Origin of the sequence: Haladaptatus sp. R4 (assembly GCF_001625445.1) — an archaeon.
GTDB lineage: Archaea > Halobacteriota > Halobacteria > Halobacteriales > Haladaptataceae > Haladaptatus.
Genome location: NZ_LWHG01000011.1, coordinates 1 through 23,249 on the forward strand (window position 1 = coordinate 1; position 23,249 = coordinate 23,249).

Below are 23,249 nucleotides of genomic sequence, written 5' to 3' on the forward strand. Positions count from 1 at the left end.
ATTGTCGATGCTGGTGAGATGTCCGGCGTTGAGTCCAATTAAACCGCAGGCTCCTCCGGTTGTAGTGCTCCCCCGCCAATTCCTTTAAGTTTCATCCTTGCGGACGTACTTCCCAGGCGGCTCGCTTGCGTCTTCACTGTGGCACAGCACAGGCTCGTAGCCTGTGTCACACCTAGCGAGCATCGTTTACAGCTAGGACTACCCGGGTATCTAATCCGGTTCGTGACCCTAGCTTTCGTCCCTCACCGTCGGGTCCGTCCTTCCAAGGTGCTTTCGCGATCGGTGGTCCGTCTAGGATTACAGGATTTCACTCCTACCCCAGACGTACCCCTTGGATCTTCCGGCCCCAAGCCAGCGGGTTTCCGCCGGACGCCTGCTCGTTGAGCGAGCAGATTTCCCGACGGACCTGTCTGGCCGGCTACGGACGCTTTAGGCCCAATAAAATTGGTCATCACTTGAGCTGCCGGTATTACCGCGGCGGCTGGCACCGGTCTTGCCCAGCTCTTATTCGTGTACCACCTTACGATACACAAAAGCGAGGACGTTATGCCCTCGCACTTGGAGTTCCCTTATCGCACTGTCGTGCAGTGTAAAGTTTTCGCGCCTGCTGCGCCCCGTAGGGCCTGGATTCTTGTCTCAGAATCCATCTCCGGGCTCTTGCTCTCACAACCCGTACCGATTATCGGCACGGTGGGCCGTTACCCCACCGTCTACCTAATCGGCCGCAATCACATCCTATAGCGCCGGAGCGTTTCTGGCTCCTTGTAATTCCAACGAAGGAGCGTTATTCAGTATTAGCCTCAGTTTCCCGAGAGTATTCTGATCTATAGGGTAGTTTGATCACGTGTTACTGAGCTTTCCGCTACGAGTCTAAGCTCGTACAACTAGCATGGCTAAATCGAACTCCAATAGCAATGACCTCTGGCAGGATCAACCAGAATGTCGCTGAACACAAGGTTCAGCGTATAGGCGGAGACACTCTCAAAGAGAGTGTATCACATATCACACGTTCGGGACACCATATCGGAAACCGACAAGGTGTCACCGAACTACCAAGGCTAACATCAGATTCCATCGTATACGGCTGACCGCAGGGGTGGAATCCTCATTTCCTTCGGATTTGAACGGAGGCGAGGAAGGGTATTAAACCCTTCGAACCTCGTTCGATCCGAGATTGTGAGACGGTTTGAACGCCTCACAGATCGCGTTTTGAGTCTTTCTTCGCGTTTGTATCCAAGCGCCCTCTACCACTTAAGGGCGTCGGATCTCGCTCGCCTCCGGCGGTTTGTGGCCGGGGGCGCGTTCACATTCAATCCAATGCCCCCTTTGTACTTAAGGGCACCGGATTCGTCGTGTTTCGTTCGTCCCAAACCGAGGGACGCCGTCGACATTACATCCGAGTGCCCCCATACACTTAAGGGCATTGGATTGGCTTTCTTTCGCCCGAAACCCAACCAACACATCGTGAAATGTGATGGGTTTCCGGCTGACACCTCGCGGGATGACCACGAGGCGTCCTTCGCATTTACTCAAAGTCGGGGGTTAGACTTAAGCCCGTCGAATGAAACTCTCATAGGCACAGATTAACTAGCATTATATCTCAAAGTAAGCCCGCAAAAGAGAGAAATAGTTCACCAATGGTCATTGATTTCGAGTAATCGAGCAAGTGGGCAACCGATGCGACTCGAAGGGAACACAACCCGGGTAGTTCGGTTAGTCGCGGTTTAGCGTGTTGAACGGCTACCGCTACTGGTCGAGAGAACTATTGCGCGAGTGGAAGATCGAACCGTCATCCCACGCGTCGTGCGTTCAGTCCGGCCGGATGTGCCTCGCGCATCCGTGTTGTTTTTGTGAGCGAGCAAAAAGGCTTCTGCATGCGCTACGCGCATGCGAAGAATACTATACTATGTTGCAGTCGAATAAAACTCTCGGTGATTGAGTACGTTCGATTCACTCGTCCAGGTGCTCGATGCCCTGTTTGGAGACGTTTGCCTCGGTGATTTCGGTCGGCATCCAGTCTGGTTTGTCGTCAGGGGCCTCCTCGTGCCATGCCCAACCCTCGTAGATGTGGACTTTGTCGGTACCCTTCTCTCGAAGTCGGAGTTCGACTTTGTCCGCCGCATCTTCGGAACTACCTGGGTCGAGTCGACGTGCTGCTTTGAGCGCAGCCTGTCGAGGGGTGTTCCCCGAAAAGACACTCGATTCATCTCCATCCGATTGGCGCAGTGCAAAGTTCCGCTTACCATCGTCACGTACCATGGTTTTCTCCTCCATGCCAACCCAGCACAGGGGCCACTATAAATATATCGCCGATATGAGCGGTTTTCGGCGATAGACATAAATAGGAGAGTTCCGCAGTATCGTGATTTCACTCCGGAAAAACAGGCCGAGCAAGGTAAGTGGCCTCGGCTCATAGGGCATTTCTAAGAGAGACAAAGCGGAACAGTACGGTAGAAAACACTTAAGTACATCCTACGGTGAAGGACTGCATAAGATACCGCGATGGTACGGAAAAAGAAGCTCAGCCCGAGTGGCGCGAAAGACGAAGACGGAGAATATCACAACGTCCACGTCAACCTACACGAAGACGAACTCGCCGTCGCTGGCATGGAGATCGGTGACGAAGTCTTTGTGCGAGTTCGGGAAGACAAGATCATTATCCAGAAGGCGGATAAAGACGAGGTCGAACACGAATTTTAGGTCGCCGCGGGCATCCCGCAGGTGATTTTCATTCGAAGAACGATGAACGGATACGACGTCGTTAAACCACTTTTATTCCAGTTGCCAGCAGAGCGTGCTCACGGCACGGTTCACACGCTCTTGAGAACGGTGCAGGGGACACCGGCCGAGCGATTGCTCGGGATGTACTACCGGGTCACCGACCCCCGTCTGACGGTCGACGCGTTCGGCCAGACGTTTCCCAACCCGGTCGGTATCGCTGCCGGGTTCGATAAGAACGCGGAAATTCCCTCCGCATTGGCGAGCCTCGGGTTCGGACACGTGGAGATTGGGGGTGTGACTGCGGACGCCCAACCGGGCAACCCGAAACCGCGAATGTTCCGACTCCGCGAGGACGAAGGCATCATCAACCGAATGGGGTTCAACAACCACGGGGCCGACAGAATCGGTGCGCGCATGGCAATGCAGTCGCTCCCGGACGTTCCCGTGGGAGCGAACATCGGGAAGTCGAAGACGACACCATTGGAGACGGCAGAGGAGGACTATCTGTACAGCTACGAGCGCGTCTCCTCGCACGCCGACTACTTCGTCGTGAACGTCTCCAGTCCGAACACGCCCGGTCTACGTGAACTTCAGAACCGCGAGAACCTCGAACGGATCTTGATGACGCTACAGGATGCAGGCGCGAGTCCGTTACTCGTGAAGCTCTCGCCGGACCTGCCGGAGCCAGCGATAGCGGACGCACTCGACCTCGTGACGGAACTCGGGTTGGATGGCGTCATCGCCACGAACACGACGACCGACCGTCCCGAAACGCTCCGCAGCGAATACCGCGACGAAGATGGCGGGCTATCGGGAATGCCGATCCAAACGCGTGCAACGGAGATGGTTCGATTCGCCGCCGAACGGGTTGACGTTCCGATCATCGGCGTGGGGGGAATCTTCACCGCCGAGGACGCGTACGAGAAGATTCGTGCAGGTGCCCACGTCGTCCAGTTGTACACCGGTCTCATCTATCAAGGGCCGTCGATTGCCCGGGATATCAACGAAGGACTGCTGGAGCTTCTCGAACGGGACGGCTACGACGGTATCGAGGACGCCATCGGAGCGGACCTTTCGTAGGGAATCACTCGTCAGGCATCACGCCGCAGTTCGAGAAACTCGTACTCCCCACCGTTGGTTTCCTGTACGAACACCTCGACGCGCTCGAATCCAACCTTCTCGTAGACGGAAATCGCGCGGTCGTTGAACGTCGCAACGGCGAGGGAGAACTCCTCGGGGTCGTACTCCTTCCGAGCGAACGCCAACCCGGCTTCGACGAACGACCGTCCGTTGCCTCGTCCAGTGAGGTGGGGACACATTCCGAGCCCTATTTCGAGCGTGCCATCCGAGAATTCGAACGAGAAGAAGCCGACGCGTTCGTCATCCGCGCCGAACACCGCGTACTTGCCGTCCCAGTTAGTCGGATTCGTGAACAGCGCCAAATCCTCGGGTTCGCTCCCCATGTCGTAGAAATCGTACGGCGGGTCGTAGTGCCACGAGACGATGGCGCGCACATCGTCCACTGTGATAGGCCGAAATTCGTAGTTCATAGAAAAACCGCCACACGAAAAGGAGTTAGTCGTTACTCTAGTGCGCCCAGTCGGAACTCGAATCCAGTGACCGGAACCTCCAAGTCGTGCTCAACGAGCACTTCCGGATGGATTTCGCCGACGATTCCGACGGTCTCTCCGTCGAGGACGACGGCGGCCGCACGGCCGGAGATGAACGACGGGTGCTCCGTCGGGGGCGTTTCGAGGGTCACGTCGAAGTTGCGAGCGATGGCTTGGAGACGCGCCTTGGCGTCCTCGTAGGAGGCGTCGTAGCGCGCAAGGACGCCGGCCACGGTTCGGTGTTCGGCGACGCCCGTGTTCTCCGAGTCGTCAACCGCCGCCGCCAGACCGATTTCGATGAGGTCTTGCGGATACGTTCGGTGGGTGTTGTTCTCCAACACCATCATGAGCGAGGGAAGCGCCCACGTTCGGAGCATGGTGTAATCCTCGCTGTAGGGGTTTTTGATGGTCGCCGGAGTGCCCCCGCCGACGACGTCGGTGCTGGGTTCCACGCGCATGCGTTCGAAGTTCTCCTCCTCACTGATCATGTGGAAGTTGAGCAGGTCCTCGAAGCCGAGACCGACGAGAACCTCGCGCGCTGCGTCTTCGAGTTGCGAGCGCTCGTGTCGGCCACCGACCGTCCCCACGTCGGGGTAGCGGGGCGAGAGGTCGTTGAAGCCGTAGGCGCGGCCGATATCGTCCACGATGTCCACGGGGTGGAGCACGTCCACGCGGTAGGGCGGGATTTCCACCTCGTAGACGACGCCCCCGTCGTCGGTCTCCTCGGCTTCGCCGGAGAGGCCGGAGTGGGCCAACAGGTCCAACACTTCGTCGGGGGTGAACTCGATACCGAGCAGGGTCTCGATGCGGTCGTGGGTGACCTCCTTGGTCGTCACCTCGAAGTCCGGCCGGACCAGCGTTCGGTCGTCGTATTCGACTTCGACTTCCTCGATGGTACCGCCGCGGGCGTCGAGCGCGTAGCAGATGATGGCACACATCTTGTCGATGGTCCACTGGTCGGTACCGGTGAGTTCGACGAACAGGTTGCGCGAGTCGGCTTCGACCTCGGTCCGGCGGCCGTTGATCACCGGCGGGAACGAGAACAGACCGATGTCGTCGTAGATGGCCGGGTAGCGGTCGTACTCCGAGACCAGATCGGCGTACTTCTCGCCGGTCGGGTGGGCGCGCAGGACTTCGTCGGCGTCATCTCGGCGTCCGCGTCGAGCGGCACGAACCGGTCGCCGTCGGAGTCGACGCCGACGTAGCGAATCGAGTTGCCGCCCTGTTCTGTTGCGGCACTTCCCTTGAGCATCGTCAGGTCGTGAATCCCGATTGCGCCCTTCGCTCGCTTGCGACCCATCGTCGCGTGGAGTTTTTCCTGCAGTTGGATGAGCGAGTCGAGCGCGTCCTCGCTGAGGTTCACGCCGCGGACGATTGCGCCCGTGACGTAGGGACGCTCCTCGGGGACGCTCTCGTCCACCTCGATGGTCCAATCCGCGTCGTTCAGCTTCGGGACGTAGACGCCGCTGTCGTCGCCGTACTGGTAGCGGAGCGACCGTGCGACACCCTCGATGGAAAGACGGTCGAGGCGGTCCGGGGCGAACTCCAGTTGCATGTCGCCGTCCTCGGTGTCGCCTTCGTACTCCAGACCGAGGCCGAACATGTCCTCCTTGAGTTCGTCGTCGCTCTTTTCGTCGTGACCGGTCAGTTGTCGCAGTTCGTCGGGGTTGACATCGACAGTTGGCATCAGTGAATCACCTCCACGTCGCGGAGCAGTTCGAGGTCACACAGCGTCCCGTGGACGTCGCGGATGTCCTCGAAGCCGTACATCAACATCAGCAGGCGTTCCAGGGCGAGGCCCCACGCCATCACGTCGCACTCGACGCCGAGGGGTTCGAGCACCTCGGGACGGAACATCCCGCTGTTCCCGATTTCGATGAGTTCGCCCGTCTCCGGGTGGTTGCCGAACAGTTCGAAACTCGGCTCCGTGTACGGATTGTAGTGCGGCTTGAACTGGATGTCCGTGATACCGAACTGGGCGTAGAACTCCTCGAACGTGCCCATCAGGTCACGAACCGAGAGGTCCTCGGCCATCACCCAGCCCTCGATTTGGAAGAACTCCAGCAGGTGGGTCGGGTCGAGCGTGTCGTTGCGATACACCTTTTCGACGCTGAAGAAACGCTGTGGCGGTTCCAACTCGCCCTGCGCGTAGCCCGAGAGGTACCGCATCGACAGCGAAGTGGTGTGCCCGCGAAGCGCGATGGCTCGCGCGAAGTCCTCGTCCCACGGCGAGTGATATCCCTCGCCGTGTTCGCCGACGCCTTCGCGGTGCGCGCTATGAACGCGGTCCACGAGGTCCTCCGGCAAATCCCCGATTTCGGTGGGGTTCGACAGCGCGAACCGGTCCCAGTGGGTGCGCGCCGGGTGGTCCTGGGGCATGAACAGACAGTCGTTGATCCAGAAGTCCGCGTCCGCGTGCGGGCCGTCCATCTCCTCGAAGCCCATACCGACGAGCACGTCCTTGACGCGGTTCGCGGTCTGTCGCAGGATGTGAACCTTGCCGCCGTCGACTCGCTCGGCGTCGGCCGCGACGTTGTACTCGGCGAACTCCACGTCGCGCCAGTCGCCGGTCGTGAGCATTTCCGGTGTTAGCTGGCCGACCGTCTCGGCCGCTTCGATACCTTCCATCATCGCGGTGACTCCCGCCTCGGTCAGCGTCACGGAGCGAACCGTCGATTCGGAGCGCTCGATCAGACCGCGGCTTTCCAACTGGTCCAGCGTGTCCTCGTCGTCCACAGATTCCCCATCCGCGAGCGCGGCGAGCGCGCTCGCTTCGTCGTCCTCGTCCGGGTTCGCGTCGGGGTCAGCCGTGATTTCGCCGCTGTCGATGCTCCCGTAGCCCTTTCGAGCGTAGTTCGAGAGGGCGATGTTCACCTGTGGACCGCCGAGTCCGGATCCCCCGATGGCTTGGCCCATCTGAACGGCGTCGTCGTCAGCCCCGGCGTCGATGGCCGCCTCGTAGAGGGCGATTTCCGGCAGTCCGTCCTCGGCGTACTCCTCGCCTTCCTCGGTCAGCGAGACGGATTCTTCGGTTCGTTCGTCGATCGATAGCAATCCCTCGTCTTCGAGTTCGAAGACCGCACCCGTCACCGTCTCCGGTTTCAGACCGGTCTTCTCGGCGAGTTCCGCTATCGTCTGTTCCTCGTTCGCGCTCGCGGCTTCCAACACCGCGACCTGTGATTCTGGTAGTTTCATGTCCACTGGGTAGTCGTTGGTCGTATCTCCCGTTCCGCCGGTTTAGCCCTTCTGAAGACAGTCGGGCCACTCGGCTCCTGCACCCGGTTTCGTCCCCACTCCGTGAGAGGAGTCCACCGACCGCTCAAGCCGCGACAAAAAAGCCGAATCCCAGCGGTGGCCGTGGTTCGACTGCACTACTGCCATGGTGGGATTCGGATGGCATGGCTGAAGGGTGGCGTCAAATCGACAAAAGGGTTCCGGAGGGCGGTGCAAAGGAACGATCGAGCAACTTAGAAAAGCGAATCCTTCGCCGAAAGCCGGAGCGTCCAATCGAACTTCGGTTTTTGGTCGGTCGGCCAACTCGCCTCGCAGGTCGCATTAATCGATTGCGTGCCTGCGTAGTTCCCATCCCATTGGACACCATACATGCCACCTGAACCGACTTTGGAATCAGGGTCGAATTTTACATGTCCTTTATTGAGCGGGAACTTCGCTGCAAGGTCGGTAACGTCAGGTGATTGTGCGGAGACAGAAACAGGACCTGATGCGAAGCTCCTGCCTGGCGAGTAGGCACCCATTTTGTATGACTTATCTTTGAAATTGATCTGAGCTTCCAAGTTGTCAAATGACGGAATATCGCTTTTTGCACTCTGTTCCGCCTTCGAAGGACCAACTCCCGCCCAGAGCCAGAATTGGTAGTGCTGGTTCCCGTTTTCACTTACCTTATCTGGAATACGATACAAGATGACCACTCCGTCAAGAAGAGCGTTCGCCTTTTTCTTGTCGCTATTGTCACCAAATGGTTTGCTTGCATCCCAGCTACCAACATATTCGAGACCGTGATCCGGTTCCGTCTGTGCTGTACCCCAAACCCCAGAGTTGCCGTATGAATTGATTTTTTTGGATACGAATGAATTCAATTCGTGTTTTGACATCGCATTAGTCTCAGAAGAGATATTATTGTTACTAGTGGTTTCAGTCGATGATTGGAGGAGGCCAGCGCAACCAGCTACCGAAGTAGTCCCAATGGCAGCGGTTGTAACACCGACTTTCCGAATAAACTGACGACGACCTGCGTTTTTATTGGATGTAGAGTTCAGGGGGACTTTCATTGTCTTGCGAGATTTCTTCATGAATCACTCAGTCGAATCTTAGTACAATTTGGATACTCATAAACATTCTTGTATGAAAAATAGTGTGGCAGATCGAAATTATACTGTCTTCGCGTACTTGCCACCGGCGAGGTGGAAGTTGTAATGGAATCCTCGACCCGTACCCGCTGGCCGTTCTTCCCTACAGCAACCGGTGAATGCTTCTTGACCACCGTTGCGGTCACCGATCCACTCAATGAAATACCATTTTATGGTGTAGTTTTACATTATATAATACGTTCTATCCTATTAAAGAAATTGTATATTTTATTTTTTTATTTGTATTAGGTATTTATTTAACTATTTTGATTAATGCCAGATTCGAGGCGAATAAGCAAAGTAATAATCAATGAAACTACAACATACGATTGATGATGGACTGGGAGCGGTTCTACGACAGGGCGAACTACGACCGCTGTGCCTACATCGGCGGCGGGCGGATGGCAGATCTCGTGGAGCGATTTTTCGAACGGGAGGGCACGCCCGAGAACTTCGCGTCGGTTGGCTGTGGACCGGCGGTCGTCCCGTTCCTCCTCGCCGAGCGCCACCCCGACATCGACGTGTACGGGTTCGACATCTCGGAGACCGTGGTTCGGGACAACGCCGAGAAAGCGACGGAAGAAGGATTGGAGAACCTTCACTTCGCCGTGGATTCGCTTCCGAACCTCGAAACGGACCAGAAATTCGACGTGGTGTACTGCGTCGCCACGCTCTATTTCGTGGACGAACCGCGCCGAGCAATCGAGAACCTGTACTCACACGTTCGATCGGGAGGTCACCTCGTTTTGAACTATCCGAACGAACAGAGCAGGAGAACGTTCGATAGGGAGTTCGAGGGACGCAAACGGGAATCGTTCGAACTCGTCTTGAGCGGCGCGAACATCATTAGCGAGGACGTCGTTCGGGACGTAACTGGCGCGGAAACGCGGAGCTACTGGGAACTGATAGACGCCGAGGACGAGGAGTTCGTCGATTCGGCGACTCCGTGTGTCGTCGTCGAGAAGTGAGGAGAGTATCCGGTCATCATTCGTAGTTCGTAGCTGGGTTCTTACCTGTAGAAAACGAATATTAGCTATGTCCGCTATCGCAACCCGAGGAGGGACGGTACGATGGCTCCGCGGCCTCTGGGAGTACTATCGAGAGTACACCCACACGGCGATACATGCGGCCGCAACCGCGGCGCTCACCGCATTCGGGTTGCTTATCTTCGTCAACAAACTGTTCGTGCTGCTGGCGATTGCCTCGTACGTTTTCCCGCCGGTTATCCTCTACAGCATCGGATTCAACGTCGAAAAATCGCCATCCTCTCCCGAGACCGGTGCTGGCCAAACGATCGCCGGAGCGAATTCGAGCGGGACTTCGAAAAGCGACGGGGGAAGCACGGGTACGATTAGGCATGACGGGGACGCGGATTCGGATGGATACGACGGCGATACCGATTCCGATAGCGACGACGGAGACACGGACTCCGACAGCGATGATGGCGACACCGACACGGACAGTGACGACGGCGACACTGATTCGGACGGCGACGACGGGGATACCGACTCGGACGGGTGATGGCATCGCTCATCGAAGAACGAATTCGTGCGAAAGGCACCACGTCGAACGGTAAGCAAGCGCGTTGAGGTCGGTCCGATTAGCCGTCGGCGTCCGCTGCAGAGGACTGCTGATGTTGGTATCCCAGGAAGAAGAGACCGAGACCGATGAGAATGAGGATGACTCCGGGAATGAGGAGGACGAAACTCGGACCACAGGGGTTACCGACGCTACTATTGGGAGTGCACATCTGGTCTCGGAACCCGAGCCAGATCAAAAACACACCGACGACGACACCGGATACACCGAATCCTTCGAACGAACGGAGCCGTGACATCACGTTCGAGATAGAGACCGGACCCGCAAAACACTTCTGAAGCGTCGAAGTCGGGAATCGGTTATCGACGCGACGATTCCAACTCGATGTCCAAACCGTCCAGCAGTTCTTCCGCCTCCTCGCGTTTTTCCTGGTGGTCTTCCAGGAACTCCTTCATGAGTTGAGCGGCCTGTTCCTTGCAGTCGCCACAGAGGCGCTCGCCGGAGACGCACTCGTCGTAGACCTCCTTCGTGAACTCGTCGTCGTCACCCGCGAGGAGGTAGGCGTACAGTTCGTACACCGGACATTCGTCGGCCTTTCCGCCCAATTCGCGCTGTTTTTCGGCGGTTTCGCGGCCGCCCGTCGTCGCGGATTTTACCTTGTCGTAGCCGTCCTCGGGGTCGTCGAGCAGGCTGATGTGGCTGGCCGGAACCGACGAGGACATCTTGCCGCCCGTCAGGCCGGTCATGAACCGGTGGTAGATCGACGAGGGCATGATGAAGCCGTAGCCGTCGTTCTCGATCTCTATCTTCCTGGCGAGTTCCTCGGCTTCACTTTTATCTAAGTCGAATGAATCGATGTGGGACTCATATACGCGTTTCTCGCCAGGAATAGCTTCGATAAGAGCTTCGAATGCCTCTTCAGTCCCCTCGCGATTCGAGAATCGACGACGGGACTGAAGTGGTTCTTTGCCGGAGTTTCGTAGTTTTTCGATCAACTCATCATATGTGTCTAATGATATTTCTTTAGGCGGGAACGTTTCGACAGCAAGAACGTCATCGAACACTCCCTCGATGGTAGGGTCGGGGAGACGGATATCTCCGGTTTCGTCGTAGAATTTCTCTTTTACGAACAATCCATCGACGCTCTCATCAGACAGTTCCGCGTTCGCCCCATGGGGGAAATCCTCCCCAAGATTCGGAGAGAGTGTACGATATTCGGACAGTAATTCGGCTGCTAGATCGCATCTGAGAGCATTGATATCAATCTCTTGAGAGTGGGCGGATTCGGCAAGATTACCATACACCCATCTTAACAGCAACTGCTCCTCCTGAGAAGCTGTCTCGAAACTTGCGTATGCCTCAGATACTTTGAAGTAGCGCATTCGAACCGCCAGGTCGCGGGCCAACCTGACGTGCGGGTCCTGGTCCGGACCGACCGGAATGACGGTCGGTTTCGGTTCGTCGAGTTGCGGGTAGAGGATGTCCGCCATCTGTGTGACGACGCTCTGGACGTGCGAGACGTTGGTTTCGCCGTCGAAGCCGTAGATGGACTGAAATTCGGAAAAGTTCGCTTTCGACCCTAGTTCGAACGCGAGGTCTTGGAGTTCGCGGTTCTCGGACTGGCGGTAGAGCGTCCCCGTCTCAGCGTCGAACCCGAGGGCGATAAGCGATAGCAGGTAATCCCGCGAATGCTCGTCGATTTCCTCCCACGAGAGGCCACGGGCGCTGTGGGCTTCGAGGTCCGCGATGAGGCCGTAGGTGTCCCCGCCCTGCTGTTGATGCCAGATGAGTTCGTCGAACACCAGTTTGTGTCCGATGTGCGGGTCGCCGGTCGGCATGAACCCCGACAGCGCGGCGAACGGTTCGCCGTTCTGCATCGCCTCGGCCACGCGGCGGTAGCCACGGTCGCCGAAGATGACGCTCCGGCGCATCAGGTAGTGTGGGTCAGGAACCGCCGGGAGGACGTCGTCGAACTCCTCGATGCCGAACTCCTCGAACAGTTTGCGGTAGTCGGACACCGTCGCCGACCCCCACGGGTCGAGGACAACGTCGTCCTCCCCCGTTGCGGTACCACCGTCGGGCAGGAGTCCGCCTGTTTCGGATGAATCGTCTCGTGTCATGGTGTAAGTCGTGTCACCGACAGCCAAGTGTCTATTCGTTCGTTCTCCGCGATGAGCGCAAAAATCATTTGCTTTCGTACCCCGTGCGCCAGTCGGACGTCGAGCGCGAGGTCACGCGGGACGAACTCGTAATCGTCCTTCAACACCCGAATCAGATACTCCGAGTGTCCGAGGTCGTCCACCGACACCACGTCGGCGTAGGTCCGGAAATCCGCACCGAACTTGAATCCCGTCTTCGGGACCACTCCCTGTTCCCGAAGGGTTCGATACACCAGCAAGCGGCGGTCGAACCGCTCGCCTTCGACCTCCTCGCCTCGCACGACGATGTCGTCGTACGTTCCCCCGATTTCGAGATTACCCTCTGCGACGAGATGGGCCGCCTCCACGAGAGACAACTGTAGAATCCCGGTCGCATCGCGTCCACCCATCTGCTGGCCGTAAAACGCCTTACCGTGGAGTTCGTCGGGAGCGTCCCACACCAGCACGCGGTCGCCGACAATCGACCCGGAAAGGTCGGTCGGAACGTCGTGATCCGTCGTCCCCTCGATCTCGATGCGATCGGTCTCGAAGTAAGTGATTTCGCTCTCCTCGTCCACAATCGCGAGGACCACGTCGCCTAGCTCCGCGACGGGAATCGGATCGCGCTCGCTCGCGACCCGAATCCGGTGTGACACCTCGTCGTCCCACGGGCCGCTCCCGCGCGGGTAGACGACGAAATCCGACGACGGGTGTGGGTTCGAAACCCATCCCTCCCGGTCCGGCGAGAGGTAGAATCCGCGCTCCCTGAGGTTTGCGTAGACGAGGAACCGGGCCGCGAATCCGTTGCCAGTCGATTCCTGTAAAAATTCCTGAAATCCGTTACCATCGACCGAGTCGAGGTCGCCGCGAAGCAGGAGGTGGGCGGCTTCGACGCGTGAAAACGCTACCTCGTTGCCACTGAGTGGGCGACCGTATCCCCGCGAATCGTAGTACCGCTGGCGGGCGTCGCCGCCGACACGGACTTCGTCGTCGCGTAGGCTTCCATCCATACGTCTTCTGTGATGTGGGCCTTCAAATGCACTACGACTCAGGGACGAACTCACCCGACCGTCCGGAGAATGTGTTCTGCTATCTCGTCAACACAGCACTCGGACGGCCGAGAGAGCAACGAAGGGAAAATCAGCCCTCCGAACGGCCGTCCTCGAACATCTCGCAATCGGTGTTCAAACACCGACGACCTGTCGAGGTTCGGAACACGGGAAGGCCACAGTCACACGAATCCACGATCATCCCGTTCGGAATTCCGAACCCGACCTCGCAGTCGGGATAGCGGTCGCATCCCGCGATGATGCTTCCCTTGTTCAGAATTCGCATGTCGGCTCCGCAGTCGGGACAGTCCCATTCCCGGTGGAATCGTCGCCGCACGGCCTCGAAAACGGTGCCGCAATCGCGGTCGATGCAGAGTTCGAATTCCGCTCCGCGTTCGACGTGCATGGTCGGTAGGCCGCAGTCACACGTTTCCGTTCCGATACTGGCCCGACGCGGAATCGGATACTCCTCGCGACAGCCGAGACAGGAAACCGTTCCCTTGGCCCGCGTGAGCGTGCCGTCGCAGTGTGGGCAGGCACCGACGGGAATCCCGGCGACTGAGCCCGGATAGCGGGAAATCCCGTGACAGGCGTGACAATCGACGCGAACGCGATGATCGTCCGTCGCCGCGACGAGGGTGAACGAATCTCCGTCGAGCGAGGCGTGGGCGGTTTCCGCGCGGGTGAGCCATTCGACCGGTTGATAGCCGTCCACGTCGTGGACGAGGAGGGTGTCGTCGGGTTTGAGGATGGCGACGACTTCGCCGCGCCGCTGGCCGTGGGTGTCGCCGTCCGTCGTAATCGTACAGTCACCGGCGAACACGCGAATCGTGTCTGTCATGTCCCGGGTTGGTTCCGTGTTCGTATTTGAACGTTCGGGCCAAGGGTTTTGAGTGAAAAGGATGAACGAAGAGAAAATGGAAGAGATAGAAGAAGTGGAAGGAGCAGAGCGACAGGCAGTGCTGTTCGACATGGACGGCGTCATCGTGAACTCGGAGGATTTCTGGGCGGAACTCGAAGAGGAGATCATCTTCCCCGAAGTGGGCGTTGAGGATATCGGCGACAACGAGATTACCGGGATGAACTTCCGCGAGATATACGACTATCTGGACGAGGAGTACGGAACCGACGTGACGAAATCGGAGTTCATCTCCCTCTACGACGGAATCGCCGAGGACCTCTACGGCGAGCACGTCTCGCTGATGGACGGCTTTCACGACCTGCTGGACGAATTACGTGCGGAGGGAATCGAGGTGGCGCTCGTGTCCTCGTCACCCCACGACTGGATAGAAATCGTCACCGACCGCTTCGGTCTCGAATTCGAGGAAGTCGTCAGCGCCGACGACATCGACGCCCCCGGCAAACCGGAACCGGCTATCTACGAGTATGCGGCCGGGTTGCTCGACTATCGGGCCGACGAGTGCGCCGCGGTCGAGGATTCGGAACACGGCGTCGAATCGGCGTTCGGGCCGGAACGTACTGTGTCGGCTATCCGAACGGCGCGAAAGAACTCGACCTCACGATGGCGAACGTGGTGGTCTCCTCGCCCGCTGAATTGCACGAGGAACTGCTCACTCGACCTGCACGGACCGAACGTCGGTAACCGGCAGGAGGGGTAGGTCGGGGAACGCGACGCGGACGGTGAACTCCATCTCGTCGGCCGTGCCCCCGAAGACGCCGACGGGAATCGTCGTCTCGCCGTCGAGATACGTCGATTTTGTCGTCATTTCGACGCCGTTGACGGTCACGTCGATAGCCGCCTGCTCGCGGTTACCACGGTTCTTGATGGTGACCTCGCGCATGTCGTTCTCGCCGCGAGCGATTCGGGTCGGGAACGACCCCCACTCGATCTCCACGTCGGGAAGCTTGCGGGCGCTCGCTTCCACCTGTTCAGCGACGCCCTCGGTGAGACCCGCATCGACCAACCCATCGACGCCAGCGGCGCGCACGTCCGCGGGCGTTTCCAGACCTTCCGTCGCCAACTTGCTGGACCGCCCGGCACCCACACCATCGATTGCGGTGAGTCCGACGGAGCTTTCCCCGACGCCGTTTTCGACGCGGGCCTCGATTCGGGTGACGAGGTTCGCGGCGACCGGCCTGTCGAGCCGTTTCAGGAACGCACGGAGCGCCGCGAGCAGTCGAACCGCGTTCTGCTGGATGACCCACGCGTCGCTCCGCAAGTCGCCCGGCGTCGAACCCGTCATGCTGGAACGGAGGATGGCGAGCACCTTCCGCCCGCCCGCTTCGAGGTCGCCGGAATCCTGTCCGACGAGGACGGAGTTGATGGCGTCGCGCTCGGACTGGCGGGCACTGACGCTGTCGAACTCGGCCGCGCCAGCGACCGTTTCGAGCACCTTCGGCACGTCGATGACGTCGGTCTCCGCGAGGCGGCGGAACCGTTCGGCCGTGTCGAGGTTGAGGTAAAATTTCGAGGCGAGCATGGCGAGCGCCGTTCCCTCGATTTCGAGGTCGTCGCCCTGCTCCACGAATCCGCGCGAGACGAGGCGCTGGAGCGTGTTTCTGACGCGCTCGCGGTGATTTTCGAAATCGTACTCGTCGGGTTTCGTCTGGGCGCGGACGTAGTAGAACGTGGTTTGAAGCCACGACATCACATCGTCCAGATCCGAGATGGTGCCCATCGCGATTTCGGCGTTGAGATGGGAATCCAAATCCTCCGCGAGGCGGGATTCGATCTCCTTGCCGTCGCGCAGGAGTTTTCGGTACTTGTCCGCGTCCTTGAAGTCACAGACGACCCACCCGTAGCCCACGTCGTCGTAGCCGGGACGGCCCGCCCGCCCGAGCATCTGGAGCACGTCGAGCGGACTCATGTCCACCTCGCCTTCGAGCGGGTCGTGGAGTTTGGTGTCGCGCAGGACGACACACCGGGCGGGGAGATTCACACCCCACGCGAGCGTGGAGGTGGAAAAGAGGAGCTGAATCTTCCCCTGTTTGAACCACTCTTCGACCCTGTCGCGGTCGTTCTTCGACAGTCCGGCGTGGTGGAACGCCACGCGTCGAGGACGGAGTTGCGCAGGGTGTCGTTCCGCAGTTCCTGTGTTTCGGTATGGAAATCGTAGTCGCCGCGCGCGCCGATGGGGATGTCCCGCTCGGCGATTTCGTCGCGGGCTTTCTTCGCGGCCTGCACGGTGTCCTGCCGCGAGGCGACGAAGACGAGCGCCTGTCCGTCCTCGCGGATGTGTGGCTCCGCGAGGTCCAGCGCACGATACAGCCTGCGATACTTGTCCGCGAAGGAGTTGTCCCCGTGGGAGTAGGTCTTCACGTCCGCGTGCAAATCGACGGGGCGGTAGTCGTCCCCGAACTCGAAGGTGGTCTCCGGCGGCGCGTCGAGCCAATCGGCCACGTCGCTCACGTTCGGCATCGTCGCGGAAAGCGCGACGATACGGGGGGCACAGAGCCTGCGGAGGCGCGAGATGGTGACTTCGAGGACGGCCCCGCGCTTCTCCGAATCGAGCAGGTGCACCTCGTCGATGACACAGCAGTCCACGTCGGTGATAAAGGAGTAGCGGGACGAGTCGTGTTTCCGGGTCGCCGAGTCGGTCTTCTCGGGCGTCATCACGAGGATGTCCGCGCGCTCGGCGCGTCGCGGGTTCAACTCGCGTTCACCCGTGACGACGTACACCGAGTAGCCGAGGTCCTCGAAGCGCTCCCAGTCGCTTTCCTTCTCGTTGGTCAGCGCCCGAAGCGGGGCGATGAACAGCGCGGTGCCGTCGTCGCGCAGCGCCTTGCAGATGGCGAGTTCCGCGAGCGCCGTCTTGCCGCTCGCTGTGGGCGCGCTGGCGACGACGTTCTCGTCGCTTTCGAGCAGCGCGGGAAGCATCTCGCGTTGCATTCGGTTGAACTCCTCGAAGGCGAACGCCTCCGCGAACTGTGGAACCGCCTCGGAGACCTGCATCGTTTCGTAGGCAGAGTGGAAAGCAAAAAGGCGTTTCTGTACCGGGCTGTCAGCAGACATTTGATGAGAAAGAGATAAGATTGCGAAGGCGCTCCCGGATACGGTCACGCAACGGCCGCCTCGTTGCGCTTCGTTTCTTTGGGTATTCACTTGAAATCGGTCTCGCGGTGACGAACGTCAACGAATTCGCGGGGACACTTCCTAAACGATAAAGCGTCGCAAAAACTACCGACAACTATGCTAGAGCTTGAAGACGTGTTGGCGGCGCGGGAGCGGGTGGCCGAGACGGCCCGGCATACACCGCTCGATTACTCTCACACTTTTACTCGGATGACGGGCGCGGAAGTTCACTTGAAGCTGGAGACGTTCCAGCGGACGGGGTCGTTCAAGATCCGCGGCGCGACCAACCGCATCATGACGCTTTCGGAGGCCGAAAAGGAAGCGGGCGTCGTCACGGCCAGCGCGGGTAACCACGCGCAGGGTGTCGCACTCGCAGCCACCCGAAGTGGCGTCGATGCGAAGATCGTCATGCCGAAACACGCTCCGATTTCGAAGGTGCGTGCGACGGAGAACTACGGCGCGGAGGCCATCCTCTACGGCGAGGACTACGACGAAGCCGCCGAGCGCGCCCACGAAATCGAGGAGACAGAGGGCCGAACCTACGTCCACGCCTTCGACGACGAGAAGGTAATGGCGGGGCAGGGGACCATCGGACTGGAGATCATGGACGACCTTCCCGAGGTCGAAACCGTCGTGGTCCCCATCGGTGGCGGAGGCCTCATCAGCGGCATCGCAACCGCCATCAAGGGACGGAACCCCGACGCTCGGGTCATCGGCGTGCAGGCCGAGGGCGCATCGAGCGTGGCCGACTCGCTCCAGAAGGGGAGCGTCCAGACGCTCGACAGCGTCGATACCATCGCGGACGGAATCGCCACCCGAAGCGTCGGCCAGCGGACGTTCGACGTGATAGACGCCCGCGTTGACGAGGTCGTCACCGTCTCGGATTCGGAAATCGCGGTGGCAGTCTCCTACCTGCTCGAACGCGGCAAGACGCTCGTGGAGGGTGCGGGTGCGGTGAGTCTCGCCGCGATCCTCGGAGGCAAATTCGACTACACGGACGACGAGGTGGTCGTCCCCGTCCTCAGCGGCGGTAACATCGACATGAACCTCCTCACGACCGTCATCGTGCGTGGACTCGTGGAAACCGGGCGCTACGTCAAACTCAAGACGGTACTCAAGGACCGGCCCGGTTCGCTGCGAAAACTCCTCGACGTCATCGCGGATGCACAGGCGAACATCTACGCCATCCAGCACGACCGCACCTCCCGCGATATCGGCATGAACGCGACGGAGGTCGAACTGGACCTCGAAACACGCGGCCCGGAGCACGTCGACAACCTCCTCGACTCCCTGCGAGAGAACGGGTTCGACGTGGAAGTGCTGGTCTGAGCGGATCGGTGATCGATTTTTCGCCCCCTATTGACGTAGGTTTAAGTTCCACGGCCCGAAGTGACGTGCATGAAACGAATCATCAGCACGCAGGACGCTCCCGAGGCGGTTGGCGCGTACAGTCAGGCGACGACGAACGGTGACATTCTCTTCACCGCAGGCCAGATTCCGATGACGCCCGACGGCGAACTCCTCGCCGACGAGGACATCTCGGTGCAGACGCGCCAGAGCCTGGAGAACGTCAAAGGCATTCTCGAAGAGGAAGGGCTGAACATGCAGGACGTGCTGAAAGTGACCGTCTTCATGGACGACATCGAGGACTTCGACGAGATGAACGAATCCTACCAGGAGTACTTCCAGGACAACCCACCGGCCCGTAGCGCCGTCGAAGTGGCGAACCTGCCGAAAGGCGTCGGCGTCGAAATCGAGGCCATCGCCAGCACCGAGTAAGGATAGCTGTGAATCCTCGCGTCAAGGCGAGTCTCCTGTGGGGCGTCGTCGGCGCGCTCGCGTTTCTCGTCCTCCTACAGGGGTACCAGTTGGTCACCGGTTATCGCTACTCGGTTCCGGTGATCGTAGGGACGACGCTCGTCGTGGCGATCGGTGCGCCGATACTCACCTATATCGCCCACGGGGCACTCGATTAGAAAAGAAGGGTTTAAACACCGGACCCGGTAACCAACAGGTAAGCCGGGATGGCCGAATGGCAAAGCGCACGCCTGGAAAGCGTGTTCCCTTATGGGATTCTGGGTTCAAATCCCAGTCCCGGCGTTTTCGAGTGAGCTACCTGACGAGCACCGCGTAGCGTGGCGCTCCAAAACAGCGAACGAGAAAACGCATCGGACTGGATTTGAGCAGGAGTCTCACATTCACACCATCGAGAACTCCGTTCGAAAATGTCGATTACCGGAACAGCAGGACCCGACATTCATCACACCGGGCGTCGAACAGCGAACGAATGCGTACGCGCTCGCTCGTCCCGCTTTGCTTGGTCCTCCTCATCGTACTGTTCTCCGGGGCATACGTCGCTGGCTACCACGTCCCCGGCGAACGGACGCTCGATACGGCCCGCGGAGTACAGGTGGTGGACGTTCCACACGACCAGCCGAAACGGCTGACCGACCCGAACCGGACGCAGTTTCGCCGCTGGGTGGAGTTTTACGTCCATCGCGGTATCAACGAACGGCGAGCGGAACACGGACTCGCCCCGCTCGAATTCGACGGTGCGCTCCGCGACATCGCGAGAAATCACAGTGCCGATATGGGGAAAGAAGGATACTTCGCGCACGTGTCACCGTCAGGTGCCGACCCAAATGACCGGTATCGGCGGGCAGAGTACTACTGCATTCGGGGTGCGGGGGAAAACATCGCGTACACCTACTTCGACCGACGGGTTCGAACCGACAACGGGACCGTGGTGCGATATCGGACGGCGAAAGAACTCGCTCGGGGAATCGTTTCACAGTGGATGCACTCGCCGGAACACCGAAAGAACCTACTCTCCGAGAATTGGGAGCGAGAAGGCCTGGGAGTCTATTATACTCGGGATGGAAGAATATATGCAACAGAAGACTTCTGCTAAATCGGTGCAAAAAATTAAATAGTTAGGGTCACCTCTCAAAAACGAACATTCGCCCGGTCGATAGACGACACAATGAACGAAGAAGTAGACGAGATGAAAGAAACGCCACTGTCGAGAGATATCATCTTTCAGATACTGAGCAATCAACGGCGACGATACGCACTTCACTACTTGCGACGTGAGGAAGAATCGGCCGAAATCGGGGAGCTCGCGACGCAAATAGCGGCGTGGGAGAACGACGTCACCGTCGATGAAGTAACTTCACAACAACGCAAACGGGTGTACAACACGCTCCAACAGGCACATCTGCCGAAGCTCAACGAGACGGGCTTTATCGATTACGACCCGGCACACGGTGACATCACGTTGACCGAGCGGGCCGAGCTATTGAACACGTATCTCGAAATCGTTCCCGACAACGACCTCCCGTGGTCGGAGTACTACTTCGTTTTGGGCTGTGTCAGCCTCGCACTGTTGACCGGGGCACAGCTCGGTGCCGGACCGTTCGGTCTCGTGCCGGTACTGTGGTGGGCACTCGGACTCTCCGTACTGGTGACGGTTTCCGGCGGGGTTCACATGTACTACCATCGAAACCATCGTCTCGGCCACAGGGAAGTTCCACGAGAAGACTGATCGAGTGGACACCGGTGGAGGGCGGTGGAAGGACGTTTCGAGAAACGACGAGCGTCGAGACGTGAAAGGGGAGGTGGAGATGAACCGTGCATCGGAGTATATAAATAGGGGTTTGAGGATCCGATTTTCATCGAGAGTCTCGTGTTAACTAGTATCGTGATTTTCGTTGCACCGACCGCCTTACGGCGATTTTCTGTTTCAAAATTCGATGGATGGATGTCCGCGAACGAGGCAGTAGATAAAGATTTATATAGAAGCACAAACATAGTCGCCATTGTACTATGAGTCAGCGCATGCAAGGTCAGCCGATGATCGTAATGTCCGAGGACTCCCAGCGAGTCAAGGACAAGGACGCGCAGGAACACAACATCACTGCGGCGCGAGCGGTCGCGGACGCCGTCCGCTCCACACTCGGTCCGAAAGGGATGGACAAGATGCTCGTCGATTCGATGGGCGACGTGACCATCACGAACGACGGTGTCACCATCCTCAAGGAGATGGACATCGACAACCCGACGGCCGAGATGATCATCGAAGTCGCCGAAACCCAAGAGGACGAAGCGGGTGACGGGACGACGACGGCCGTCGCGGTGACGGGTGAACTCCTCAAGAACGCACAGGACCTTCTCGAACAGGACATCCACCCGACGGCGGTTATCAAAGGCTTCCACCTCGCAAGCGAGAAAGCACGCGAGGAGATCGACAACATCGCGGACGAGGTCGACACTGACGACGAGGACCTCCTTCGAAAAGTCGCCGAGACCAGCATGACCGGCAAAGGTGCCGAACTCAACAAGGAAGTCCTCAGCCAGATCATCGTCGACGCAGTGCAGGCCGTCACCGTCGAAGGGACGGTCGACCTCGAATACGTCAACATCGAGACCCAGACCGGCCGCTCGGCCGGCGAGTCCGAACTGCTCGAAGGCGCTGTCATCGACAAGGATCCCGTCCACGACAACATGCCAAGCTCCGTCGAGGACGCGAAAGTGCTCCTCCTCAACGAGGCCGTCGAAGTCGAGGAGACCGACGTCGACACCGAAATCTCGATCAACGACCCCGATCAGCTCAAGAACTTCCTCGACCGCGAGGAAGCACAGCTGAAGGAGAAGGTCGACCAGATCGTGGACACAGGTGCGAACGTCGTCTTCTGCCAGAAGGGCATCGACGACCTCGCACAGCACTACCTCGCGAAGCAGGGCATTCTCGCCGTCCGACGCGCGAAAAAGAGCGACATCAAGTTCCTCCGAGAGGTCCTCAACACGAACATCGTCTCGGACCTCGACAGCGCGTCCTCGGACGACGTCGCAGAAGGTAGCGTCACCCGCGACGACAGCGACGAGCTGTTCTACGTCACGGGCGGCGAGGACTCCCACGGTGTCACGCTCCTCCTCCGCGGTTCCACCGACCACATCGTTGACGAGCTCGAACGCGGCATCACGGACGCGCTGGACGTCGTCGCACAGACCGTCAGTGACGGCCGAATCGTCTCCGGTGGCGGTGCCATCGAAGTCGAACTCGCCTCCCGACTCCGCGACTACTCCGACAGCGTCGAGGGCCGCGAGCAGTTGGCCGTCGAAGCGTTCGCCGACTCGCTCGAACTCGTCCCGCGCGTTCTCGCCGAGAACGCCGGACTGGACTCCATCGACACGCTCGTCGACCTCCGCGCGGAACACGAGGACGGCGAGAAACGCGCCGGCCTGAACGTCTTCAGCGGCAACGTCGAAGACACGTTCGAGGCGGGCATCGTCGAGCCGGCTCACGCCAAGGAGCAGGCACTCTCCAGTGCAACCGAGGCCGCGAACCTCGTGCTCAAAATAGACGACATCATCTCCGCCGGCGACCTCTCCACCGACAAGGGTGGCGACGAAGGCGGCGCACCCGGCGGCATGGGTGGCATGGGCGGCATGGGTGGTATGGGCGGCGCGATGTAAGATAGGTCAAACCTATCTCCAGTGTCGAGCGAGCTTCGTCTCGCGGACAAAGCTTGAACTAAAGCCGATTTTCAGAGACTGTGGAGTGAAGTCTGAAACGAACCTCGCGGTTAATCGGGCTTTGACTACAGTTCCATTGTGACAAGGAGAAGACAGAGTTGTGGGGAATGTCCTCGATTGAACCTCGGAGAGGAGCTCTTTTCGGAATCTTACTACTGAACAGCCATCAATGGAATAAGGTACGAGAATACTGGTATTCAGTTGAGAAGAAGTTATTTTCGGGAGATATAAACAGACAATGTTTGACAAACAAATAA

18 protein-coding genes, 1 tRNA gene, 1 rRNA gene and 3 pseudogenes are annotated in these 23,249 nt (G+C 59.0%); 12 read left to right on the forward strand and 11 right to left on the reverse strand.

All coding sequences use genetic code 11. From position 1 onward, the window contains the following. Both A4G99_RS03680 and A4G99_RS03685 read right to left on the reverse strand, forming a co-directional pair. Positions 1 to 941: ribosomal RNA gene (locus A4G99_RS03680) — 16S ribosomal RNA — on the reverse strand; the annotation flags it as partial. A gap of 1,009 nt (positions 942 to 1,950) precedes the next feature. Further along, positions 1,951 to 2,259, reverse strand: coding sequence for a non-histone chromosomal MC1 family protein (locus A4G99_RS03685; RefSeq protein ID WP_066142267.1), 309 nt, complete (start codon positions 2,257 to 2,259; stop codon positions 1,951 to 1,953). 243 nt (positions 2,260 to 2,502) lie between these two features. Here A4G99_RS03685 and A4G99_RS03690 point away from each other — a divergent pair, with 243 nt between their 5' ends. Then, positions 2,503 to 2,700 (forward strand): hypothetical protein, encoded by a 198-nt coding sequence (locus tag A4G99_RS03690; protein WP_007982308.1) that lies wholly within the window; start codon positions 2,503 to 2,505, stop codon positions 2,698 to 2,700. A 42-nt stretch (positions 2,701 to 2,742) separates the two neighbouring features. After that, the gene (locus A4G99_RS03695) at positions 2,743 to 3,801 is read left to right on the forward strand and encodes a quinone-dependent dihydroorotate dehydrogenase (protein ID WP_066142271.1); all 1,059 of its coding nucleotides are present in this window, start codon (positions 2,743 to 2,745) and stop codon (positions 3,799 to 3,801) included. An 11-nt stretch (positions 3,802 to 3,812) separates the two neighbouring features. On the opposite strand, the gene A4G99_RS03700 is transcribed toward A4G99_RS03695, so the two are convergent. The 4 genes and pseudogenes from A4G99_RS03700 to A4G99_RS03715 form a co-directional block, all read right to left on the reverse strand. Next, positions 3,813 to 4,271: a GNAT family N-acetyltransferase gene (locus A4G99_RS03700; protein ID WP_066139576.1), complete on the reverse strand. Its 459-nt coding sequence runs from the start codon at positions 4,269 to 4,271 to the stop codon at positions 3,813 to 3,815. Between the two features lie 32 nt (positions 4,272 to 4,303). Continuing rightward, positions 4,304 to 6,018, reverse strand: a pseudogene (gene pheT, locus A4G99_RS03705) (phenylalanine--tRNA ligase subunit beta). Then, positions 6,018 to 7,526 carry a phenylalanine--tRNA ligase subunit alpha gene (locus A4G99_RS03710; RefSeq protein WP_066139579.1) on the reverse strand — a complete coding sequence of 503 codons (1,509 nt, stop codon included), beginning with the start codon at positions 7,524 to 7,526 and terminating at the stop codon, positions 6,018 to 6,020. The pseudogene pheT and the gene A4G99_RS03710 overlap by 1 nt, the downstream one beginning before the upstream one ends. Before the next feature lie 272 nt (positions 7,527 to 7,798). Then, positions 7,799 to 8,641, reverse strand: a complete 843-nt coding sequence (locus A4G99_RS03715; RefSeq protein WP_150123031.1) for a hypothetical protein — start codon at positions 8,639 to 8,641, stop codon at positions 7,799 to 7,801. Between the two features lie 389 nt (positions 8,642 to 9,030). On the opposite strand from A4G99_RS03715, the gene A4G99_RS03720 reads away from it, so the two are divergent. Together A4G99_RS03720 and A4G99_RS03725 are read left to right on the forward strand one after the other, a co-directional pair. After that, the gene (locus tag A4G99_RS03720) at positions 9,031 to 9,666 is read left to right on the forward strand and encodes a trans-aconitate 2-methyltransferase (protein ID WP_066139586.1); all 636 of its coding nucleotides are present in this window, start codon (positions 9,031 to 9,033) and stop codon (positions 9,664 to 9,666) included. 67 nt (positions 9,667 to 9,733) lie between these two features. After that, on the forward strand, positions 9,734 to 10,219 hold the full coding sequence (locus A4G99_RS03725; RefSeq protein ID WP_066139590.1) for a hypothetical protein: 486 nt from the start codon (positions 9,734 to 9,736) through the stop codon (positions 10,217 to 10,219). A 79-nt stretch (positions 10,220 to 10,298) separates the two neighbouring features. Here A4G99_RS03725 and A4G99_RS03730 read toward each other — a convergent pair whose 3' ends face one another. The 4 genes from A4G99_RS03730 to A4G99_RS03745 form a co-directional block, all read right to left on the reverse strand. After that, positions 10,299 to 10,535 carry a hypothetical protein gene (locus tag A4G99_RS03730; RefSeq protein ID WP_066139596.1) on the reverse strand — a complete coding sequence of 79 codons (237 nt, stop codon included), beginning with the start codon at positions 10,533 to 10,535 and terminating at the stop codon, positions 10,299 to 10,301. 61 nt (positions 10,536 to 10,596) lie between these two features. Next, positions 10,597 to 12,357, reverse strand: coding sequence for a tryptophan--tRNA ligase (locus tag A4G99_RS03735; protein ID WP_066139599.1), 1,761 nt, complete (start codon positions 12,355 to 12,357; stop codon positions 10,597 to 10,599). Further along, a complete protein-coding gene (endA, locus tag A4G99_RS03740) occupies positions 12,354 to 13,385 on the reverse strand; it encodes a tRNA-intron lyase (protein ID WP_066139601.1) in 1,032 nt (343 codons plus the stop codon). The genes A4G99_RS03735 and endA overlap by 4 nt, the downstream gene beginning before the upstream one ends. A gap of 130 nt (positions 13,386 to 13,515) precedes the next feature. Then, complete coding sequence (locus A4G99_RS03745) at positions 13,516 to 14,265, reverse strand: endonuclease NucS domain-containing protein (protein ID WP_066139604.1); 750 nt, start codon at positions 14,263 to 14,265, stop codon at positions 13,516 to 13,518. A gap of 76 nt (positions 14,266 to 14,341) precedes the next feature. Between A4G99_RS03745 and A4G99_RS03750 the strand changes: the two are divergent. Further along, a pseudogene (locus A4G99_RS03750) lies at positions 14,342 to 15,027 on the forward strand (HAD family hydrolase). On the opposite strand, the pseudogene A4G99_RS03755 reads toward A4G99_RS03750, so the two are convergent. After that, a pseudogene (locus tag A4G99_RS03755) lies at positions 14,996 to 17,337 on the reverse strand (DEAD/DEAH box helicase). The pseudogenes A4G99_RS03750 and A4G99_RS03755 sit on opposite strands and share 32 nt — an antisense overlap. Positions 17,338 to 17,574: 237 nt before the next feature. Here A4G99_RS03755 and ilvA point away from each other — a divergent pair. The 7 genes from ilvA (at position 17,575) to thsB (ending at position 22,932) form a co-directional block, all read left to right on the forward strand. Beyond that, positions 17,575 to 18,786, forward strand: coding sequence for a threonine ammonia-lyase (gene ilvA / locus A4G99_RS03760; RefSeq protein ID WP_066139608.1), 1,212 nt, complete (start codon positions 17,575 to 17,577; stop codon positions 18,784 to 18,786). A 69-nt stretch (positions 18,787 to 18,855) separates the two neighbouring features. Continuing rightward, a complete protein-coding gene (locus tag A4G99_RS03765; protein ID WP_066139611.1) occupies positions 18,856 to 19,236 on the forward strand; it encodes a Rid family detoxifying hydrolase in 381 nt (126 codons plus the stop codon). A gap of 8 nt (positions 19,237 to 19,244) precedes the next feature. Next, positions 19,245 to 19,433: a hypothetical protein gene (locus A4G99_RS03770; protein ID WP_066139614.1), complete on the forward strand. Its 189-nt coding sequence runs from the start codon at positions 19,245 to 19,247 to the stop codon at positions 19,431 to 19,433. Between the two features lie 42 nt (positions 19,434 to 19,475). After that, positions 19,476 to 19,557: transfer RNA gene (locus A4G99_RS03775), tRNA-Ser, on the forward strand. A gap of 187 nt (positions 19,558 to 19,744) precedes the next feature. After that, the gene (locus tag A4G99_RS03780; protein WP_066139616.1) at positions 19,745 to 20,368 is read left to right on the forward strand and encodes a CAP domain-containing protein; all 624 of its coding nucleotides are present in this window, start codon (positions 19,745 to 19,747) and stop codon (positions 20,366 to 20,368) included. 72 nt (positions 20,369 to 20,440) lie between these two features. After that, entirely contained in the window at positions 20,441 to 21,001 is a 561-nt protein-coding gene (locus A4G99_RS03785; protein WP_066139619.1) for a hypothetical protein, read from the forward strand. Between the two features lie 281 nt (positions 21,002 to 21,282). After that, positions 21,283 to 22,932 carry a thermosome subunit beta gene (gene thsB, locus A4G99_RS03790; protein WP_066139621.1) on the forward strand — a complete coding sequence of 550 codons (1,650 nt, stop codon included), beginning with the start codon at positions 21,283 to 21,285 and terminating at the stop codon, positions 22,930 to 22,932. Positions 22,933 to 23,249 lie beyond the last annotated feature (317 nt).